Genomic DNA, 20,784 nt, shown 5'->3' with positions numbered 1-20,784 from the left:
TAGGGCCTTGTCGACCCGCTTGCGGGGGCTGAGCAGGGACGGGAAGAAGGACCCCTGCCGCAGCTTGGGGATGGCCAGGTCCACCTCGCCGGCGGTGGTGGCCAGCTTCTTGGGGCGCTTACCGTTGCGGCGCGTGCGCCGGTCCTCGGTGCGCTCATAGGGGCCCGCGCCGATCACGGCGGTGGCCTCGGCGTCGATCAGGTCCTGCAGACCGGCCTGGAGCAGACGACGGAAGACGTCATCATGAGCCAGGTCCGGGTCGGCAAGGACTATCCTGAATCAGGACGGAGACGGCAGACTGGTGAGGGGGCATCGTGGGACAACCTCCTGGTGAATCTTGGTCGAGAATCCGGATCCCCACGATGCCCCCCTCCTGCTCCAAGCCAGAACCACCGGCCAGGGAACGCCGCAGGAACTGCCACCACACTAAGAGACCCACCCAACCCGGAGCTCAGGGCTAGGCTCGCAGGTACTCCGACGACGCCTTGGCGGACCTTCAGGGAGTGTGGGCTGCCAACGGCGGGCGGTGCGGCAAGTACCTAGGGAGTCTGTGCCGCTGATGTCGGAGGCAAGCAGTGAGTTTGACGATGAGAAGGACATCATCTCCACCCGAAGTGCTGGTGCGGGCTGTGTTTCGATCTCTGTGCTGGGCGTGGATGTCGTAGATGGTCCGGAGTTCATCAAACAGTGTGGTGAAGTGCTCCGCAGGCCTCGATACGGGGCTTTCCGTTCAGCGAAGCCCAGATGCAGTGGCTGCGCGACGTGGCCGAGGCCAGCCGCTACCGGTGTTTGTCGGATCGGATGAGCTGGCTCGACGAGGAGGAGAAGGAGGCCGTGCGCGCCTACTTGGCCGCCGAGGACGAGCCCCTGGAGATCCTGGACCGCTACCGCTTCAAGCTGGGCGAGCGCGAGATCGACCTCACCGAGGCCATCGAGGGGGCGTCGTCGGCTTACCCGCTGTGAGGCGGGGCTGAGGCGTAGGAGGATCTCATGGCCCCAGTAGAGCGGCCGGTACGACGGCGATGCCGTCCTCATCCCGGTACGCCAGGCGGCCTGTGGTCACCAGGACCGCATCCGCGAGCCTCGGCCCGATCTTCTTGCGCAGCCAGCGCAGGTGCTTGGTGTCGTCCGGCTTGGGGGTGGCCCTTGCCTTGATCTCGAAGGCGACGACTTGGCGGTGGGGTCCCTCGAGGATGATGTCGATCTCCTGGAGGCCGCCCTTGGTCCGGAGGTGGAAGACCCGGGCGCTGAGGAACTCGGCGTAGACCTGAAGACTCTGAATCACCAGGGACTCGAACAGCGAGCCGAGTACCCGAGGACGGCGCGGAGTGCCCCGGGGGCTGGTGAGGATCGGGTGGCCAACGCCGAGCACCTCGGAGGGACCGTATCCGAGAAGGCGGGCGGCCAGGGCCGGGTCGCACAGCTGGTGCTTGTCGGCCAGGTTGTTGCGGGAGAACTCGTTCTCGCTGGGACTCCAGCCTGGAACCGGGTCCAGCAGCCACATCCCGCTGAGATGGTCCCGATAGGAGCGCGCCGTCGCCAAGCTCATGTCGGTGTTCAGTGGTCTGTTCGCCAGCTCGGCGATGGAGGTGAAGCTCGCCGTCGTGGCCACCGCGCTGGCGTAGGCTGTCAGCCACTCCCTCATGGATCGTGAACGTCGCCTGCCGCCCGTCGCTTCCGGCAGATCATGCCGAAGCGTTTGCTCGATGTATCCGTCCAGTTGGGCCTGGCGTCCTAAAGGTGGCTGCTCCCTGATGGCGGGGAAGCCGGAGCGGCAGATTTCATCGACGTATTGGTCGATCGCGATGCGCGTGTACCCCTCGATCGGGGCCAACTCGGAAGGGTCCTGTGAGCCGAGCGTGCTGTCCAGCAGCTTCCCCACTGAGACCGTCGGGACCTCGATCGCGCGCTCGGCCAGGCTGAAGGGACGCATCCGCAGAGTGATGATCCGTCCTGCGCCTGTGTGAGTGGGCGCCTGGGACGGCGTGGAGGACCCGGTGAGCAGAAAACGGCCGGGAGAAGGATCGTCGTCGACGGCGCGACGCACCCGGTCCCACAGCTCTGGCATGCGCTGCCACTCGTCGATGACGAGAGGGCTGGGAAGTGCGGTGAAGCGCGATCCGATGGCGGTGAGCTGGGCGCGTTCGTCAGGATCGTCAACGGCGATGAAGGTAGTGCCGTGGGTTCTGGCGGTGCGGGTCTTCCCGACGGCGCGGGCTCCCTCGACGCTGACCGCCGGGACCGACCGCAGCAGCTCCTGGAGGCGCTGGTCCATGAGACGCGGCCGGTAGGTGGTCATGAATTGATCGTAAGGGCCACTTTGTGCTGCCGTACAGCCGAAAGAGTGGGTCTGTGGATAACTCTGAGGCTTCGGCGTGGTGAGGACAGTCGGTTCGGTCGTGTCTTCATTGACTATTTGGTCAAGGATTAATGATCAGTTTAGTCAAGACTGACATCGATCGTTGTGCCCCTCGGGGTCCCGACGCAGTAGCAGGCAGTGACAGAGGGGACTCGCTGAGTGTAAGATGAGTCTCATTACCGCCGTGTCTCTCAAGAGATATATCGGCTCCACAGTTGGTGGAGGTAGCGGATTATCGATGGTCCGCACGGAAGTACCGGCGGTGCTGCCCCAGGGGACTGGGGGTTGAACTTATCTATGGTAGAACCAACTTCTCAGGAGCGTTGATGTGAATCGCCTCGACTTCACAGACTTCTTCCGCGAGATCACTGGGCACGAACCCAGGGACTACCAGGTGCGCCTGGCCGAGCGATTCGCCTCGGGAGAGCCTCCGTCCCACCTCAGCGTGCCGACCGGGATGGGCAAGACCTTCGCAGTTCTCCTCGGATGGCTGTACGCGCTGGCGCAGGACGCCGAGCAGGCGAGCCGACGTCGTCGGAGGCGAGTGGTCCCCTTGAGACTGCATCTCGTTGTCGACCGGCGCGCCGTCGTCGACGACTCCTTCGAGGCGGCGCAGACGATCAGCAAGGCAATCGGGGAAGGCGCCGGCAGCCGGCCGGCGGTGCAGCAGGCGGCTGAGGCACTGCGATCCGCCTTTGCGATCCCTGCCGAGGCGGACGTACTGGAGGTGCGCCGTCTGCGCGGCGGGCTCGCTGATGCTGATCGGGACCTGACGGAGCACACGCGCTACCCCTCGCGCCCGGCCATCATCGTGGGAACACTCGATATGACCGTGTCCCGTCTGCTGTTCCGCGGCTACCAGCTCTCGCCCTACCGCCGCAGCATCGATGCGGCGCTGACCGGGATGGATGCGTTCTGGGTCCTGGACGAGGCGCACCTCTCCGAGCAGGCCCTGACCACCTTGTCCGTGCTCCGCAGCGAGGAGAACAGGCTCGAGGATCGTTGTGGTGGCAGCGTCCCGGGCCTGCAGATCATGCCGATGACGGCGACACCCATGACGCTTCCCACCTTCCACCGGGAATCCGACCAGGAACCAACTCCCGGTCTCAGCCTGGACTGGGAGGAGGAGTGCCGCCTGGACCCGCAACTGGCTGCGCGTCGGGCGCATCGTGACGGTGTCTCGGTGGACGTTCATTGTGTGAATGGCAAGGCGGCAGCCGCTCTCACAGAGCAGGCATGTACCCGCATGAAGGAGCTGAGCCAGGGAGAGTCGCTGGTCGTCTTTTGCAACACCTTGGACACCGTCAAGAAGGTAGTTGCCGGGTTGAAGAAGGAGATCCGGAATCTGGGAGATCAGGCTCCTCGCTTGGACGTCATGGTCGGCGGGATGCCTGCTCGTCGCAGCGAGGACGCCGTGAAGAGACTCTCCCCTTATCGGACGGGGGCCGAGGGTCGTCAGGACGCTCAGGCCACCGTCGTCGTGGCCACATCGACTCTGGAGGTTGGTGCCGACCTCGACTTCACCCACCTCCTGACGGAGAGCTGTCAGGCCGGCTCCCTGGTGCAGCGCCTGGGACGAGTCAACCGGGTTGGCGCCCGCTCCGACGGCAGCGTGGCCATCGTTCATTCCACCACGAGTAAGGACCCGATTCACGGCGGTGCTGCTGACGCCGTCGTCGACCTGATCGACGGCGCCACCACCCTCGGTGAGGTCGTGAAGCGGCTCGATGAGGTTGATGGGCGGGAGGAGCTGGTGAATGCGACCCAGGTTCCGGTCGTCATCCCTCCCAATGTCTTCGCCGCCTATCTGCGCACCATGGGGTCCCGCAACGACGCCCCCGTCCATCCGTGGATCCGGCGACTGGCAGACCCTCGACCGGACGCGTTCATTGTCTTCCGCAAGAGTGTGGGAGACCTCGCCGGCGTCAGTCCTGAGGCCCTCCAGGAGGACCTGACGCGGTGGCGGCCCGACCTGCGAGCCGAGGCCTGGAGCGTTCCGCTGAGCGATGCTCGGGATGTGTCGAGCCAGGCGCTGAAGAAGCAGGCCCTTGTCATCATTGACCCGACGACTGAGGACACGCCTCGCATCTTTGAGGCCGGGGTCTCGCTGCCCGATCTGGTTCCCGGTCAGATCATCGTCATGGCGCCGGGTAAGGACAGCAACCCGTACGGGCTGGAAGGCGCCGGCCGTGACTACTCCGGGCAGCACGTGATGCCCGGTGCCACGGCTGAGGAGGTGTCCAAGGAGTTGGTGTCCCTTGCAACGGGGACGGACCAGGGACCGGGCTGGAGGCAGGCCGCCATCCTCACGGACCTGTCCGGGGGCGACGTCCGAACCGACGACCCGTACGCCGACCTCCTGGAAGAGGCGGCCTTGCTCGCAGTGCCACCGGGCTGGCAGATCGACGACGACGTCATTGGCGCCGACAGTCGCCACCCGTGGCTGCGCCTGCGGCTCGTGGAGGCCGCCACCGAACGTCCCGCGAGCACCGAGGATGACGCCGATGAGCGCACCCTGTCCGGCCACGGCGACCAGGTGGGTGAGCGTGCAGGACAGTGGGCCCGAGCTATCGGTTTGCCGGAGAACCTGGTGGAGGACCTCGTCACGGCCGGACGCCACCATGACGATGGCAAGGCCGATCCCAGGATGCAGGCCGCCCTCGGGGCTGCGGTGGATGAGAGCGGTTTCCTCCTTCTGGAGGATCCGGGGCAGCGGAAGCGTCGAACGCCGCTGAGCAAGTCCCGGCTGCCTCGCAGGTACTGGAACCGCTCCATGCGCATGGCCGGCGTGCCCTCCGGCTGGAGGCACGAAGCGGCCTCAGCCGATTACCTGGAGGAGCAGCTGGAGAGAGCTGAGCAGACGGCGCACGATCCTGATCTGGTGATGCATCTGGTTCTCAGCCACCACGGCCGCTTCCGAGGCCCAGGACCGGTGTGCCTGCCCGAACATGGAACAACTCCACGGCATCAGAACCCGAATGACCCTTCCTGGGCGGAGGCTATAAGCCGTTTCCACCGTCTCAATGATCGCTATGGCCCCTACACCCTGGCGCTGATCGAGACGATCCTGCGTCTGGCCGACTGGGACGTTTCGCAAGAATTGGAGCAGAACCATGAGTAGTGCTGGATGCCGTGACGCTTCTACTGAGTATCGCCTGACTGCATTACCGGGGTATCGGGCCGCCTACGTCCTGGCGACCTGGGGACTGGCGTCCCTTCTTCCGGGGGCGACGCTCCGCTTTGAGGGGGAAGGAGTCCCCGTCGTCGGCTATGGCGGGGACACGGATGAGCTGGTGAACGTGGCCGCTCGTAACCTGGCGGAGCGAACCTGGAAGCTCGGGGATCATGGTTTACGCGGCATCGCCACGACGACGCCCACGCGATCTGCGGTCAACGTCCTGTCACATGTCGGCTGGCAGGCCGCTGAAAAGACGAGCGACCTCAGCGCATCTGGGCCGGTAGCCGTCTTCGATACGTCCGCGACGTCGGCCGACCAGTCGAAGATGACGAGGACGCAGGATCTCCAGGTCCGGTCCTCAGCATTGACCCTGCTCAGCGGCAGGAGCCATACCGCCAAGTCGGTGCAGGACACCTGGGGACTCATGGGCGAGTCACTGACCACTGCAGATGACGCTGTCGCTGCGGGGGCGGCACACCTTGACCGACTTGTGCGCGGCGACCTTGCCGTTGCCCGGGCCAAGCCGGGGCTGCGCTTCTCCGCCAGCCAGGCGACCCCGCGTATTACCAGTGGATCCGAGGAGTGCGATGTGTACCCGCTCGTGGATCTCCTGGCCTTCTGCGGGCACCTGCTCCTCCAGCCGCAGCAGCGAGAAATGACGCGAGAACGTGCGGCCAAGGCCCTCACCTGGGTGCTGCATCCGGTTCCCCTCACCATGGAGGCGATCATCGATCTGCACGAGTCCCCGCCGCCCGAACTCCCGTGGAACCGGTGGACGTCCCGCATTCGTGGCACCGGATCCACGTCCAAGGTGACATCGTTCGCGCCCGCCCACCCCGGGGCATGAGAGAGGAAGAGGTGACAACAGCCCATGCCTGATCAGATTGCAGTCCTTCCACTGGCACAGGCGCTACCGGACCTGGGAACACCTGATGCGGTCCATCGCCTCGCCATGTCGTACTTGCCGGATCTCAGAGGCGCTTCGCGATCGATTCGCGCAGACCTCGGCGTCCTGTACCGCCTGGCTCTACCAACCGAGTACGGCGGGCAAAAGGGTTCCCTGGTTATCAGATTCCGGGCCGATCTCGATCTGCCCGGAACACAGGCCATCGAGGCGCCGTCAGGGTTTGCCGTCGGTCAGCGCTTCACTGTTCGAGCGGTGGCTGAGAAACGCCATGCGGACGAGTCGGGAAAGAACCGTGTCCGGGCCGTCCTCGACGAAGAAGCCCACGGGTGGGCCGCCGATCTGCTGGAGCGCCATGGTCTGGGGGTCAGTGAGCTGACGGTCTCGCCCAGGTGGTTCGTGGGCCGACGAGGCGGACGCTCCTTCATGCTCCGGGATCTCACCGGCACCATTAGCAATATCAGTGAGGCCGGGGAATCCGCCTACCGTCAGGGAATCGGGAGAGGGAAGGCCTACGGCTACGGAATGCCCTTGGTGCTGTGACTGCGCAGATGTGAACTGCGCTCAGCCAATATGATGATAGATACGTAGATAAGGAGATTACTATGACGACGGCTCAGGAATTTCGCTCCACCATCGGTGCCCTCATGGATGATAATGCGGTGGCTGGAATCAGCGTGACCAGTGAATATGAATCATTGTTGGGAATGACGGTGACGCCGCCGGCGGGCACGATCCGCCAGGAGGGGGAGGTTGTCGGATTCTTTGAAACCTTCGACGGTAAGAAGGCGGCCACGATTGATAGTTGGGGCTCCCAGGCCTCGCGGTGCGAGGCGCTTCTGGCCAGTCGCTTCAGAGGAGGAACCTCCACTCTCGCCGAGGTTCTGGGGTTCCCCATGGTGGTCCTCCTCGATGAGGAAGGAGAGGTGCTGACCACTTCCGTGGAGCTCTCGCACCGGCAGGCCGACGCCACCTGGAGGCTCATACGAGACGAGCTCACCGGCAAGGGTGTTGATTTCGAGGGAATCCAAAATGCCACACGATCCCAGCCGGACGCCCTGCTCGTCGGGTTCCCCACGGCGATCCCCTTCGGCTGGTGGCACTCGCAGACGAAGCGCTCCCAGAAGGCTGTTGACGAAGCTAACAAGGGAGGGAAGAAAGGTGGAGGCAAGGATGCTCGTGAGCTGAATGCGACGCGGGATGAATTTCTTGGTTATTATGTCATGGATCCTGCGGAGTCGCGTTCCGCCAGACTGTTCACGTCGGAGATTATTGCGACCCGTGTGTCTGAGCGCCGTCGCATGGCTGGGAAAACGGATCCACTCTTCGCGGCAACCAGTAATAAAACGACGATTCGGGGAGTAAAACTTTCCGCTCTGGGAATTGGGTCATTGCCTCCCCTTGCTGTTGCTGAGGCTCCATCAGATTTAACGTACGACTCTATTGTGGGGAAGGCCTTCTTCTCCCTCGCGGGGTTGAGGACATTCGCCTTCTCTCGCCCGGAGCCTGCACGGGCGCTCGTGGTCAGCCTGACCCTGCTGCTGTACCGACTGCTTCAGGAACGGCTGGACTTGCGCGCAGGGGCGGAGCTGCGTCTGCGTGAACCGGGCCTCGAGGCCAAGGTCGAGAGGCACGGAGCACCCTCCGAGCCCCTCGCACTGCCGGAGGTCGACGAGCTGGTGGACCTCGTGCGTGACCTCGGCCAGGAGATCGGTTGGAACGGCGCCACCACCGTCACGATCACCCACAATTCCCCGCTGGGAAAGATCATCCTGGACGTCGATGGGCGCAAGACTGATGGACGCAGTGATGAGTGATCTGACCATCACGGCCTCGTTTCCCCTCGGGGAGTTCAATGCGCATGATGAGGACGGTCACGCCGAATGGCCGCCGGCACCAGCGCGGGTACTGGCTGCGATGCTGTCCGTCGCCCATGGCCTCGGAGAGGGCGTCGCCGAGGTCGAGGCTCTCTTTCGATACCCTCCTCCACGGATCACCGCCCCTCCGGCTGGCGAGCGTCAGATCGGTTACCGGCGGTGGGTTCCCGTCAACAATGAGGTGAAGACGGCCAAGAACGGTTCGCCGACCGGGATCATCGACCGAAACGACCGCCTCCTGGAGAAGCAGGCGAAAGATCCCGAGCGCGGCATGATGATCGGTACTGATCCGAGCGACGTCGTGCGTTGGACCTTCGCCGCTGATGATCGGGTTGATCTGGGTGTCCTGCAAAAGGTGGCGCAATCCGTGGAGTACCTCGGGCGTCCGACCTCGCCTGTGCTGCTCGACGTCGTCGACGGCGCTGGTGAGGCCCCGCCTCACCATTCCCGTTGGGAACCGGACCCGCTGGGCTGGATTCAGTTGCGCGTGGGAACGGAAGGACTCCTGGCCGCTTTGGATGCGCGAGAAGAGGAACGGCGCCGCAGCACCGTGACGGGAACGCACCCGTATATGAGCGTGCGACCCACCGCTCCCTACCGGCTCGTAGGTGCGCGCCCAGGAGACGGAGAGGCGCCTGATACTCGGGAGTTACTGCGCTCATGCTCGCTCTACCGAATGCCCCATGGTGGGAGAGAAGGTGCAGTTCTGGTTCACGCCGCCGACGCTGCTCTCGTCATGGAGCAACTGCGAGATTCCCTTGAAGGGGCGGGCTGGATGCTGCCACTCATCGGTGGGCTGGGCCGCCGCCACCTGCCCGTCCTGCGGGGGGTACTCGTGGCCGGGGGGCCTCGGCCTCCCTGCGTGGGACTCGCGGTGAGAACGGGGGTGGTTGAGGCGAGACTTGCCGAGACCAGGACATTGGCTTCCCTGCCGCGAGTTCTGCGGGCCGCCACGGCTCCTTTGTCGCAATGGACCACCGTTGTGCCGACGGCGGAGGATCCTGAAGGCATCATGCGCATGCTGAAGAAATGCGCCTCGGGGCTCGGCTGCGGACTCGTTGAGGTTGAGCGGCACTCCGAGTCGCGAAGCGACGGAGGCATTGATGTGCAGGAGGACAACGGGCGCTGGCACGTCTCGGTCGCCTTCGACGCGGTGGTGCCCGGGCCGGTTGTCTTCGACGGCGCTCTCATGGTTCCCCTGGGGGCCACCACCTTGGCAGTGAACCCAAGGAGACCCCGAGCCGACTAACATCGCAGGTCAGCCAGTCAGCCCCGCGCAGGCGGGGGTAGAGGCTTACCGTCAGAGGCCCCGATCGCGATCTCGATGTCAGCCCCGCGCACGCGGGGGCAGAGGATCCGCCATGTCGCCGATCTTGACCTTCGGCATGCCAGCCCCGCGCACGCGGGGGTAGAGGGCCGCCTGGACCCTCATGGCCACCCCCAACCTCGTCAGCCCCGCGCACGCGGGGGTAGAGGCCGGACCGTGGGCATCGGGCAGCTGATGGTCTCGTCAGCCCCGCGCACGCGGGGGTTGAGGCGTTGGCTGGCTGCTGCCGGTAGGCGTCCGGTTGTCAGCCCCGCTCACGCGGGGGTAGAGGGGACGCTAAGGAGGTCCTGGAGGACCTGAAGCCGTCAGCCCCGCGCACGCGGGGGTAGAGGCGGAGATCATGGGAAAGTCGGCGGCGAGGCTGGGTCAGCCCCGCGCACGCGGGGGTAGAGGGTGAATCCGCCCCTACCGTTAATTTATCCATTCGTCAGCCCCGCGCACGCGGGGGTAGAGGGATAGTACTTAGCACATGTGCTAAGTAGGTTTGGTCAGCCCCGCGCACGCGGGGGTCCAGACACGGACATGCGGCTTGCGCTGTGCTGGGCCAGGCCCGCTGGCCCAGGATGCCTATTGCACGAGGGTGGGGTTGTACTGGCCAGGGGCGGCCGGGGTTGATCGAGAACGTACTTCTTCCGCGAGAACTGCGTTATCCCGCAGACGACTGGGGGCAGACCCCAGTGGTCTGCGGGAAAAGTACGTTCTCGAGGGGAATCGCAGTTCCCGATGCGGGAGCGCTGATCCCTGCGCCGTCGGAACGGTCGCCCGCCGCCCCGCCGTGCCGGTCTACTTGGTGGGGGTGCGGCCCAGGGTCAGGTAGCCGGGGAGCGTCTGGTCCTGGCCAGCGCTGGAGAACCGCAGTGGCTGGCCCGATTCCAGTGGGTTGACCACGCGCACCAGGATCGTATTCTCACCCGCCGGGTCCTCCGGGAGCTGGCCGGAAAAGGTCTGGGTCTTGCCGACCTCGATCTTGCGCAGATCGCCACTGAGCGTGGTGCGCCCGACCTCCACACCGGTCTGGCTGTTGACGGCCACCGCCTCCACGCTCCAGTTGTAGTAGAAGGGGGCCACCCCGTTGTTGGCGATCTGCACCTCGACCTTGCCGTGGTGCATGCGCCAGCGCGCCACCGACAGGTCGTAGCCGGTCTCGGCGGACATCTGCACGGCCCGCTCGTGCTCGGTGCCGCTCAGCGTCGTCGTGAAGGCCCAGTTGTCCACCAGCCAGCTCGCGTGCGTGGCCTTGATGGAGGCGCTGATGTCCACTGTGCCCCCGTTGGCTCCTGGGGTCATGCAATTGCCCGGGTTGCGCACCGAGCATTCCTGGATGTTCGGGTAGACCTCGCCGCCGATCGGGTACTGCTGCCAGGCCTGGTCCGCCTTCGCCTTCTTCAGCTGGGGCAGGAAGTTCCAGTCGGCGGCCCCCGTGGTCTCGTAGCCGAAGGAATCGTCGTGGTAGCCGATCCTGCGCTTGGCCGTCTCCGCGGACGGGTAGCGGGCCATCGTCGGCGTCACCTGGAAGGCTTTGTCCCAAGTGTCGATCAGGGTGTTCTGGTTCGCCGGCGTCGGCATCCAGTCCTCTCCGGTGGGGTTGTCCTTGGAGACCTTGCCGTTCATCGGGTAGGTGTGCCCCTCTCCCCAGAAGCCCACGAGGCCGTGGGTGATGAAAGCCAGGCGCGGATCGCCGTCGTACTGCTGACCCAGGGCCGAAATGAAGCCGGTGAGCATCGACATCATCTCGGGGGAGTTGTAGTCGGGGGCGAGGGACTGGCCCGGCGCGTTGCCGTTGAACGTGTACTCGCGAGTCAGGACCGCATGGGAGGTGAGCAGGTAGGCCGGTATGCCGGTGGGGCGACCGGGGTAGTCGACGTAGAAGCGCAGCACCGCCTGGTGCCCGCGCGAGGCGATGGCGTTGAGGTGCGCCTCCAGCGCGGCCCACGAGTACGTGCCTGGCCCGGTGACGACGTCGCTGGCCGGGAGTGTCAGCCACTCCATCGTGTAGGGCGGGGCCGACTCGGGCAGCCCCGGCGAGTAGGAGGCGTCCGACGGCGCAAAGGGCATCATGCCCTTGAGCGGGTTGGCCTGCGGCGTGGCCCCTGCCGAGACCTCGGTCCAGGCCCGGTTGCAGTTGCAGGCCCGGAATCCGGTGGCCAGGGACACGACGGCGACCAGCGCCACGATGAGGGCGCCGAGCCGCGGCCTGCGGCCCCTGCGGAGCCGGTCGAACATCTGACGGCTCAACGGACGCGGGCGACCTGAAGCAGAACCGCGCGATTCCTGCGCGGCCGACGCATCGGAGTAAGACGCTGCTGCCGAGGTAGTGACGTCGTTCTGTGAATCGATCATGAAAACTTGTAGGTAGGGATTTGGGTATGAGGCTAACCCTACCGGTCAGTTAGTCGAGACTTCCTGTGCTATCGCTGACAATGTGCATGGTTGACAGAAATGGGCCGCTGTGGCAACTCCGCTTCCGGACTACGTGAAAAATCTGTGGCGGCTGCCTGCCGGTTCGTCTTGGCTCCGCCATGCTCCGACGTCGGTGGGTGCCGTCGGTCGAGAAAAACGCCCCGATCCGTTCTGGGTCGTCACGCGGCCTTGCGGATGCGCGGCGCCCTCCTCGCCAGGCGGGATGAGATTGCCGCCGCGCGCATAAGCGGCAATGATGACTCCGTGCGCGTCTTCAATTTCTCCGCCGGTCCTGCCCAACTCCCCCTGCCCGTCCTCGAGCAGGCCGCCTCCGAGCTCACCAGCTGGGGCGGGTCGGGAATGTCCGTCCTGGAGGTCTCCCACCGTGGAGCCGACTTCGTGGCCTGCGCGGCCGACGCCGAGGCCACCCTGCGCCGCCTCCTGTCCATCCCCGAGAACTATCGCGTCCTCTTCCTCCAGGGAGGGGCCAGCGCCCAGTTCGCCGGCATCCCCCTCAACCTGACCGCCTCCGGCGACACGGTCGCCTACCTCAATACCGGCCAGTGGTCCGCCAAGGCCATCAAGCAGGCCGGTGCCTACGAGCTCGACGTCGTCGTGCCCGCCGATGAGGCCGCCTCCTCCTACACGGCCACGCCCGAGCCCGGCTCCTTCACCGTGCCCGAGGGCGCCCGCTACCTGCACTACACGCCCAACGAGACCATCGGCGGCGTCGAGTTCGACTACGTTCCGGACTCCGGTGGCGTCCCGCTCGTGGCCGACTTCTCCTCCACGATCCTCTCGCGGCCCATCGACGTCAGCCGCTACGGCCTCATCTACGCAGGCGCCCAGAAGAACATGGGACCCTCGGGACTGGCCGTCATCATCGTGCGCGAGGACCTGCTGGGGCGGGCCCGCCCGGTGACCCCCACCGTCCTGGACTACCAGAAGATGGCCGATGCCGACTCCATGCTCAACACGCCCCCTACCTTCGCCATCTACCTGCTGGGGCTCATCGGCCACTGGATCGAGGACGACGGCGGCCTGGAGGCGATGGCCGAGCGCAACCGCGCCAAGGCCAAGCTCCTCTACGGCTTCATCGACTCCTCCGACTTCTACGCCAACCCGGTCCAGAAGCGCTCGCGGTCCTGGATGAACGTGCCCTTCACCCTGGCCGACCCCGCCCTCGACGCCGACTTCCTGGCCGGCGCCCAGGCCGCGGGCCTAACCAACCTCAAGGGCCACCGCTCCGTGGGCGGTATGCGCGCCTCCATCTACAACGCCATGCCGATCGAGGGCGTGCGCGCCCTCATCGACTACATGACCGACTTCGCCGCCCGGGCCTGAACCTACGCGCCCCGCCGGCCTTTGAACCCGGCTCCCCGCCGCAACCGCTCCTTCCATTCGGACCGTTCTGAAGAAAGTACCTCCGTGACCACCAGCAGCGCCGATCACAAGTTCCGCATCCGCACTCTCAACGCCATCTCCGGGGCGGGCCTGTCCCGCCTGCCCGACGAGCTCTACGAGGTCGGCGGCTCCGTAGAGGAGCCCGACGCCCTCCTGGTGCGCTCGGCCAAGCTCCACGATACCCCCATCGAGGACTCGGTCCTGGCCGTGGCCCGCGCCGGCGCCGGTACCAACAACATCCCGGTGGACAAGCTCACCGAGCGCGGTGTCCCCGTGTTCAACACCCCCGGCGCCAACGCCAACGCCGTCAAGGAGCTGGTCCTGGCGGGCCTGTTCATCGCCTCGCGCAACCTCATCCCGGCAGCCCGCTTCGCCCACACCCTCGAGGGCGACGACGCCGAGATCGCCAAGGCCGTCGAGGCCGGCAAGAAGCAGTTCGTCGGCTTCGAGCTGCCCGGCCGCACGCTCGGTGTCATCGGGCTGGGGGCCATAGGCGTTCAGGTGGCCAACGTAGCCCTGGGCCTGGGCCTCAACGTCGTCGGCTTCGACCCGGGCATCTCCGTGGAGCACGCCTGGCACCTGAGCGCCGAGGTCGAGCGGGCCGACTCCATGGAAGAGGTCTTCCGCCGCGCCGATATCCTCACCGTCCACGTGCCCCTCATCCCCGCCACCCGCGGGCTGGTGAGCACCCAGCGCCTGGCCCTGATGAAGGAAACCGCGGTGCTGCTCAACTTCGCGCGCGCCGAGATCGTCGACACCGACGCCGTCGTGGCCGCCCTGGACGAGGGCACGCTGCGCGGTTACGTGTGCGATTTCCCCTCCACGCAGGTCCACAAGCACCCCAAGTGCATTTCCCTGCCCCACCTGGGGGCCTCCACCAAGGAGGCCGAGCGCAACTGCGCCATGATGGCCGTCGAATCGCTGCGCGGCTTCCTCGAGAACGGCCAGGTGCACAATTCGGTCAACTTCCCCGAGGCCGTCATGGCGCGACAGGAGGACACGCACCGGCTCGTCATCGTCAACCGCAACGTGCCCAACATGGTCGGTCAGGTCTCCACGATCGTGGCCCAGCACGGGCAGAACATCGCCAACCTGCTCAACAAGTCGTGCGGTGAGCTGGCGGTGACGCTGGTCGACGTCGAGGGTGAGATCGAGCCCAAGATCCTCCAGGAGCTGCGCGCGATCGACGGCGTCCTGTCCGCCCGCGGCATCTGACCAGCCTTCTTTCGCGGGCGAAGACAATCCGCACGTGCGGGGACAGAGATTCCGTTCCCGCACGTGCGATATTTTTCCGCCCAGTGGGGGCGCACCGGCCGCGCGGACTGTCCCCGCACGCGCCGCGTGCGCCCGTGGGCTCGATGAGCCGTCAGAGGTTGTTGATCCAGGCCCGACGGTGTCCGAACAGCGAGAGCGTGGGCTTGTAGAGGAGCACGTACTGGCCCCCGGCCGACACATCGGTGCTGAAGCAGACGTCTCCACTGACTGATCCTCCTGCGATGAGCTTGGAAGCCGACAGGTGATTGCTCGACCCCATGAAGCCGGCGTTGCTGATCGCCCCGGCCGGATCCTGCAGCGTGAAGTCCAGGGCGTTGACGTCCAGGGTGTTCTTGGAGGCGTTGGTGATCGTGACGGTGGAGCAGGCGGTGGGACCCAGGGTGGCATCGCCCGCGGCCACGGTCGTGGCGGTCACCTGGATGCCGTCGTCGTCGATCATCTCACCGGCATTGCCGACGACATCGCTTCTCTGCATCCCGGGGAAGCTCAGGCCGGAGTCGCTCTTGCCGGCATCCGCCTTGCCCGCGTCATTGGCCTGAGCTGTCTGCTCCGGGGCCGGTGCGGCGTCCTGACCGGCGCTGTTCTGGGAGAGCGCGGTGGCGGCGGGCTGGGCGGCGGGTGAGGTGGCGGCTGCGGAGTGCCCCGAGCCTCCGCCCCCGTTCAGCGCCGAGGCGACGATGCAGACGCCGACGAATGCACCGATACCGGTGAGGATCTTGTGGCGGGCGAACCAGGAGCGCTTCGGCTCGGGAACAGGTCCGAAGGCGGGAGGCATGGGGTAGCCCGGAGCGGGAGCGCCGGCGGGTGAGGGCGGGACTGGACTGGTCATGATGGGTCCTTCGAGATGTGGGAGGAGAGGTGCCGGCCGGGATGCGGCTGCACCGGTACTGGCTTGAGCTGACGGGATCAGCTGACGGGAACAACGATGGTCCCGGCCGTACCCCGCGCACATCGACCGATGAGACGGAGGCGGCTGTCCGAAAGTGCCCTCATCGCACCTGTCCGAAAGGACGACGGTGCCGCGCCTCAGCCGCCCACATCGTGTCCTATCGGGCGATCCTGCATGTCAGTGCCCGGCTCTACAGTGGGCACATGTCAGTCCCCGGCCACCCGCCCGCCCCTACGCCAGGCACTCCGCCCGCTCCGGGCTGGCGTGGCGGCCCCGGCGTCGGCCGGGCGGCTCCCGCCTCTGGGACGCCGATTCCGCAGAGGCGCGCCTCCTACCCTCCCTATCCCACCTACCCGGTGCATTCCGCGTACTCCACACCCCCTGCGTATCCCGGGTACCCTGCCACCGCTGCGGGGGCGGTCCCCTACTACCGGCCACCGATGCCGTCGGTTCCCTATGCTCCCGTCGTCCCTGCGAGAACGGTGCCGTCCTTCACGGCATCTCTGTCCCAGTCGCAACGCCGCGCCCTCGAGGTCATCCTCGAGGTTCTGCGCTCCGCGGGCCTGCTCACTCTGTGCTTCATCGACTCCATGTGTGCACTGGGATATCACCTCGGTCACGAGCAGGCCCTCAAGATAAGCAATTCGTTCCTCGATGCCATGGGGTTCCTGATAGGACTGGTTCTCCTTGTGGCGGTCTTTGTACGCCGGCGCTGGCCGGTGGCGATCACGGTCGCCTCGGCGCTCGCGGGCATCGCGGTCTACCTGGACACCACAGTGGGACTCATCGCTTTCACCACCGTGGTTCGCCGGGCCCGATCCCTGCGCGATCCCGTGCCCTGGGCAACGGGCGCCCTGCTCGCCGTCGGCACGCTGGTGTCGCTCTTGCGCGACGCGAGCTACGGCTCCACCGGGAACTCGACGATCGGCAGACTCATCTCCGCATCCCCTGACCCCAAAGCCGTGACCCATGTGTCGACGCCACAGGTGCTGTTCCTTGCGGTGGTGGCGATGGTCCTGCCGATCGCCGTCGGGCTGTGGCTGCGCGCGCGGGACGGTGAGAAGGAGGCACGACGCCGGGCCCAGGAGGCCGCCGACGCCTCGGCCCGTGCCGAGCGCACCGCCCAGGAGCAGGTCCGAACCTCGACCCGCCTGGCGGATACGGTCAGCCTGCAGGCTGAGCGCGAGCGGGTGGCCCGCGAGGTGCACGACGGACTCGGCCACCGCCTGTCGCTGCTTGCCCTCCACGCCGCTGCCCTGGAGCAGGGCGTGCTGGCGACGTCGGGCCCGCAGGGCGCCTCGGGCTCCGCGGACGAGGACGATCCCCAAGCCGCCGCCCAGCGCGTGCGGGAGGAGGCCCAGGGCGCCATGCGGGACCTGCGCTCCCTGCTGGCCGTCCTGCGCGAACCGGTGGGCGCAGCCGAGCCCGCCCCGCATCTGGAGGACCTCAAGGAGGTCGTGGACGGGGTGCTCGCCGCCCGTCAGCCGCTGAGCTCGTCGATCTACCTCGATCGGGCCGCCGAGGCCGACGAAGTGCTCTCCCGCGCCGTCTACCGGATCGTCCAGGAGTCACTGACCAACGCCCGCAAGCACTCTCCCGGTATGAGCGTCCAGTTGCGCGTGGAGGGCGGGCCGAACACCGGCATCGACATCACCTGCTCCAACCAGCTCCCCTACCGGATGTCGGCGACCGAGCAGGATGGTCAGGATGCAGAGGCCTCTGAAGCCCCCCACAGCGGCGACGCGCGCCCGGAGCCGGGCTCCGCAACCGGCGCCCGGCCCGGTGACACCCAGGGCGGCTCCGGTTTGAAGGGCATGGCCCGGCGGGCGGAAATCTGCGGAGGCACGTTCCAGGCGGGCCCGGACGGCCGCGGCAGATTCGTGGTGAGTGCGCATCTACCCTGGCGCTCCGCGGACTCGCGCCAGACCGGCCACTGATCCGTTCCATCCTCGGGAGATATCGGCGGATGCGCTGGGTGGGCGACCTGAAGAAACATCGAGCACCTGGGCCGTTGGGACGGTGAACGTGCCGGTGCACGCACCTAGGCTGGCCCCGTGCCCGACCCCTCCGCCGCCCCGGCCTCCTCAGTATCCCAGTCCGTCTCCCCCGCTGCCCCCGCGCCGCCGGCGTCCCCGGTCCGCATCATCCTTGTCGACGACGACCCGCTCACCCGCGCCGCCATTAAGCCGCTCCTGCGGCCGCGGGAGGATTACGCCGTGGTCGCCGAGGCCGGTGACGGCCGCCAAGCGATCGAGGCCGTCGCCCGCGTCGAGGCGGATATCGTCCTCATGGACCTCGGCATGCCCGTCATGGACGGGATCGAGGCCACGCGCCAGATCTGCCAGGCGCCGCGCCACCCCCACGTCGTGGCGCTGACCACCTGGGATGTCGACGACGCCGTCGTGCGGGTCATCGAGGCCGGAGCAGTGGGATACCTGCTCAAGTACTCCGCCTCCGAGGAACTCGATGCCGGACTGCGCCGGGTCATGGCGGGCGAGTCAGTCCTGTCACCGGGGGCGCTGGCCGAGCTGCTGCGCTACGTGCGCTCCCAGCCGGCACTCGCGGCACCGGTTTTGGCGGCCTACGACGCCCACGCCGAGGAGCGTCAGCGCGCTGTGGTCCAGGCTCGCCAGGCCGCGGCCGGGCTCAGCCGGCGAGAGCTGGACGTCATCGCGGCGGCCGCCGAGGGGCTGACCACAGAGGAGATCGCCGGCCGGCTGTACATCTCCGCCTCCACCGTCAAGGCCCATCTGCGCAGCGCCCAGGAACGGGTCGGCGCCCGCAACCGGGTGCACCTAGCGGTCCTCGCCGAGCGCGCCGGTCTGCTGGGGTGACAGGTACGCGACTGGCCCTTGAGACCGTGACGTCTCAAAGGCCAGCCATCTGAACGAAGCGATCAGCCCGAGTCTGAGAAATGCGCTCTCAGACGATCAACCGCCGTTGTTCTTGTCTCCGCCGCCAGGATTGGGGGGCTGGTTGTTGTTGCCTCCACCGTCCTTACCTTTGGAGACCGTGAGGCTGACGGTCGATCCGGCAGGAACCTGAGTACCAGCCTGCGGGTCAGTGCCGATGACCTTACCGGCTTCCACCTTGTCAGAAGACTTCTGGTCCTGGATGACGTTGAGGCCGAGCTTCTGTAGCTCGGCAGTCGCCTCCTCGGCCGTCTTCCCGTTGAGGTTGGAGGGCACCGTTACCGTGGCACTCGGCGTTGGCGTGGGCGTTGCTGCCCCGCTGGAGAAGTGCACGGTGACGGTGTCGCCTGCCGAGACGCTGGAGCCCGCAGCCGGGTCGGAGGAGACGGCCTTGCCCTGCTCGACGTCGGAGGAGGTGACATCGTCCCCCTTCTTGAACTTCAGTCCGGCGTCCTCGATGGTCTTCTTGGCGGTGGCCTCGTCCTGGCCGGATACGTCGGGGACGGAGGTCTTACCGGTGGACACGATGAGATCCACCGTGGTTCCGCGCTCGACGGAGGTACCCGATGAAGGACTGGTGTCGATGACCCGATCCTTGGCGATCGAGGCGGAGTCGTCCTGAGTGACATTGCCGGCTTCGAGTCCGGCGTCCTTGAGCGCTTTGCGGGCGTCTTCCTGGGTCTTGCCCTCCAGGTCCGGCACCTTGACCATGGCCGAGCCGGTGGAGAAGTGGACGGTGACGGTGGAGCCCGCCGCGATCTTCGCTCCCTTCTGCGGGTCGGAGGAGACGGCGAGGCCCTCGCTCACGGTGTCGTTGGCGACCTCATTCTTGGCGAACTTCAATCCGGCGTCCTCAATGGTCTTCCTGGCCGAGTCCTCGTCCTGACCACTGACGTCGGGAACCTCCACCGCGGCGACTGTCGCGCTCGGCGTCGGGGTCGGCCGAGGGTCGTTGAAGGCTCCGGAGGCCCACCGGCCAGCGATGACGGCCAGAACCGCGAACAGCAGGAAGACGAGGATCCACACCCAGGCGTAGTTCTTGGGCTTGTTCTCGGGCTCCTCATCCCTCGCCGCGGGTGTCGGAGAGGGCTCGGAGGGCACCTGGGCGAAGGCGGAGGTGGGCTGAACCGGCTCCGTAGCTGGCGACGCCATGGCCGAGGAGGTTGGGGACCAGGAATCGGCCGCCGGGGCCGCCACGGACATGCCCCGGGCTGCGGCCTGAAGGTCGGCTCGCATGTGGGCGGCGTCCTGGTAGCGGTCCTCTCGGCTCTTGGCCAGTGACTTGAGAATGACCCGGTCCAGGGACTCGGGGACATCGGCCGCCAGCGAGGAGGGCCGCTTGGGGATCTCCCGCACGTGCTGGTACGCGATGGCCACCGCGGAGTCGCCCTGGAAGGGGGGCTGACCGGTGAGCAGCTCGTAGAGGAGACAGCCTGTGGAGTACAGGTCCGAGCGGGCGTCCACGGACTCGCCACGGGCCTGCTCCGGTGAGAGGTACTGGGCGGTACCCACCACTGTGTGGGTCTGGGTCACCGTGGATGCGGAGTCCTCGATGGCCCGTGCGATGCCGAAGTCCATGACCTTCACCGAGCCGGTGGAGGTCAGCATGATGTTTCCGGGCTTGATGTCGCGGTGGACGATGCCCACCCGGTGGGAGTACTCCAGGGCGTCCAGGACTCCGGAGACGATCTCCACCGCCTCCGGGATCGGGACGGCCTCGCCCTCGCTGAGGAGCTCGCGCACGGTGTGCCCCTCGACGTATTCCATGACGATGTAGGGGACGGTCCGGCTGGCGCCGCCGGGCTGAAGGAGCTCCTCCTCGCCGGAGTCGTAGACGGCGACGACGGCGGGGTGGTTGAGTGCCGCCGCAGACTGGGCCTCCCGACGGAAACGGGCCTGGAAGGTGGGATCGCCGGCGATGTCCGAACGCAGCAGCTTGATGGCCACGACCCGCGACAGGCGGGTGTCGTAGCCGAGGTGCACCTCTGCCATACCACCACGTCCGATGAGATCGCGGATCTCGTAACGGCCCGCGAGGACCTGGGGGAACTGACTGGTCACAGTACCTCCTTGACAGGGATGCTCAGCATCAAGGCTGGCATGACCTGATGCGCATGGGCAAGCGTACCCGTGCTGTGCAGGGTGACGACGGCGAGTACCGGAATGAGGACCCTCAGAGTCAGCAGGTTGAGGCCAAGGAAGGAGCGCCCGGAGGCGTGCCGGGCGGTGCGCGACGGCGTCGGCTCCTCGGCCGCGTGA

At 66.7% G+C, this 20,784-nt stretch carries 14 protein-coding genes and 2 pseudogenes; 10 read left to right on the top strand and 6 right to left on the bottom strand.

The features are described 5' to 3' along the window. Positions 1-313, bottom strand: a pseudogene (locus tag HMPREF0975_RS14620) (transposase); the annotation flags it as partial. Between the two features lie 431 nt (positions 314-744). On the opposite strand from HMPREF0975_RS14620, the gene HMPREF0975_RS03160 reads away from it, so the two are divergent. Then, positions 745-963: a hypothetical protein gene (locus tag HMPREF0975_RS03160; RefSeq protein ID WP_009232683.1), complete on the top strand. Its 219-nt coding sequence runs from the start codon at positions 745-747 to the stop codon at positions 961-963. Between the two features lie 25 nt (positions 964-988). Here the strand turns inward: HMPREF0975_RS03160 and HMPREF0975_RS03155 are convergent, their stop codons facing one another. Then, positions 989-2,299, bottom strand: coding sequence for an ATP-binding protein (locus tag HMPREF0975_RS03155; RefSeq protein WP_009232682.1), 1,311 nt, complete (start codon positions 2,297-2,299; stop codon positions 989-991). Between the two features lie 388 nt (positions 2,300-2,687). Here HMPREF0975_RS03155 and cas3g point away from each other — a divergent pair, with 388 nt between their 5' ends. From cas3g to csb2, 5 genes are all read left to right on the top strand, one after another. Beyond that, a complete protein-coding gene (gene cas3g, locus HMPREF0975_RS03150) occupies positions 2,688-5,480 on the top strand; it encodes a type I-G CRISPR-associated helicase/endonuclease Cas3g (protein WP_009232681.1) in 2,793 nt (930 codons plus the stop codon). Then, positions 5,473-6,384, top strand: a complete 912-nt coding sequence (locus HMPREF0975_RS03145) for a hypothetical protein (protein ID WP_009232680.1) — start codon at positions 5,473-5,475, stop codon at positions 6,382-6,384. Before cas3g ends, HMPREF0975_RS03145 begins: the two co-directional genes overlap by 8 nt. Before the next feature lie 24 nt (positions 6,385-6,408). Continuing rightward, the gene (locus HMPREF0975_RS03140) at positions 6,409-6,984 is read left to right on the top strand and encodes a type I-E CRISPR-associated protein Cas6/Cse3/CasE (RefSeq protein WP_009232679.1); all 576 of its coding nucleotides are present in this window, start codon (positions 6,409-6,411) and stop codon (positions 6,982-6,984) included. Positions 6,985-7,046: 62 nt separating this feature from the next. Beyond that, complete coding sequence (gene cas7g, locus HMPREF0975_RS03135) at positions 7,047-8,258, top strand: type I-G CRISPR-associated RAMP protein Csb1/Cas7g (RefSeq protein WP_009232678.1); 1,212 nt, start codon at positions 7,047-7,049, stop codon at positions 8,256-8,258. Then, on the top strand, positions 8,251-9,567 hold the full coding sequence (gene csb2, locus HMPREF0975_RS03130; protein WP_156808156.1) for a type I-G CRISPR-associated protein Csb2: 1,317 nt from the start codon (positions 8,251-8,253) through the stop codon (positions 9,565-9,567). Before cas7g ends, csb2 begins: the two co-directional genes overlap by 8 nt. Positions 9,568-10,428: 861 nt before the next feature. Here csb2 and HMPREF0975_RS03125 read toward each other — a convergent pair. Then, positions 10,429-11,868 carry a DUF4832 domain-containing protein gene (locus tag HMPREF0975_RS03125; RefSeq protein WP_009232676.1) on the bottom strand — a complete coding sequence of 480 codons (1,440 nt, stop codon included), beginning with the start codon at positions 11,866-11,868 and terminating at the stop codon, positions 10,429-10,431. Positions 11,869-12,309: 441 nt separating this feature from the next. Here HMPREF0975_RS03125 and serC point away from each other — a divergent pair, with 441 nt between their 5' ends. Further along, the gene (gene serC / locus HMPREF0975_RS03120) at positions 12,310-13,389 is read left to right on the top strand and encodes a 3-phosphoserine/phosphohydroxythreonine transaminase (protein ID WP_049939364.1); all 1,080 of its coding nucleotides are present in this window, start codon (positions 12,310-12,312) and stop codon (positions 13,387-13,389) included. 84 nt (positions 13,390-13,473) lie between these two features. Then, on the top strand, positions 13,474-14,664 hold the full coding sequence (locus HMPREF0975_RS03115) for a phosphoglycerate dehydrogenase (protein WP_009232674.1): 1,191 nt from the start codon (positions 13,474-13,476) through the stop codon (positions 14,662-14,664). A 151-nt stretch (positions 14,665-14,815) separates the two neighbouring features. Here the strand turns inward: HMPREF0975_RS03115 and HMPREF0975_RS03110 are convergent, their stop codons facing one another. Next, a complete protein-coding gene (locus HMPREF0975_RS03110; protein WP_009232673.1) occupies positions 14,816-15,553 on the bottom strand; it encodes a DUF4352 domain-containing protein in 738 nt (245 codons plus the stop codon). A gap of 263 nt (positions 15,554-15,816) precedes the next feature. Here HMPREF0975_RS03110 and HMPREF0975_RS03105 point away from each other — a divergent pair, with 263 nt between their 5' ends. Further along, on the top strand, positions 15,817-17,550 hold the full coding sequence (locus HMPREF0975_RS03105) for a histidine kinase (RefSeq protein ID WP_232212444.1): 1,734 nt from the start codon (positions 15,817-15,819) through the stop codon (positions 17,548-17,550). Between the two features lie 117 nt (positions 17,551-17,667). Further along, a complete protein-coding gene (locus HMPREF0975_RS03100; RefSeq protein ID WP_009232671.1) occupies positions 17,668-18,447 on the top strand; it encodes a response regulator in 780 nt (259 codons plus the stop codon). Positions 18,448-18,543: 96 nt separating this feature from the next. Here the strand turns inward: HMPREF0975_RS03100 and pknB are convergent, their stop codons facing one another. Both pknB and HMPREF0975_RS03090 read right to left on the bottom strand, forming a co-directional pair. Then, the gene (pknB, locus tag HMPREF0975_RS03095) at positions 18,544-20,586 is read right to left on the bottom strand and encodes a Stk1 family PASTA domain-containing Ser/Thr kinase (RefSeq protein ID WP_009232670.1); all 2,043 of its coding nucleotides are present in this window, start codon (positions 20,584-20,586) and stop codon (positions 18,544-18,546) included. Beyond that, a pseudogene (locus tag HMPREF0975_RS03090) lies at positions 20,583-20,784 on the bottom strand (serine/threonine-protein kinase); the annotation flags it as partial. The gene pknB and the pseudogene HMPREF0975_RS03090, both read right to left, overlap by 4 nt.

Source organism: Actinomyces sp. oral taxon 849 str. F0330, from assembly GCF_000239715.1.
In the GTDB taxonomy this organism is placed as follows: domain Bacteria; phylum Actinomycetota; class Actinomycetes; order Actinomycetales; family Actinomycetaceae; genus Actinomyces; species Actinomyces johnsonii.
Note: the sequence above shows the minus strand (reverse complement) of the source record. Positions and strands in the feature narration are given on the sequence as shown.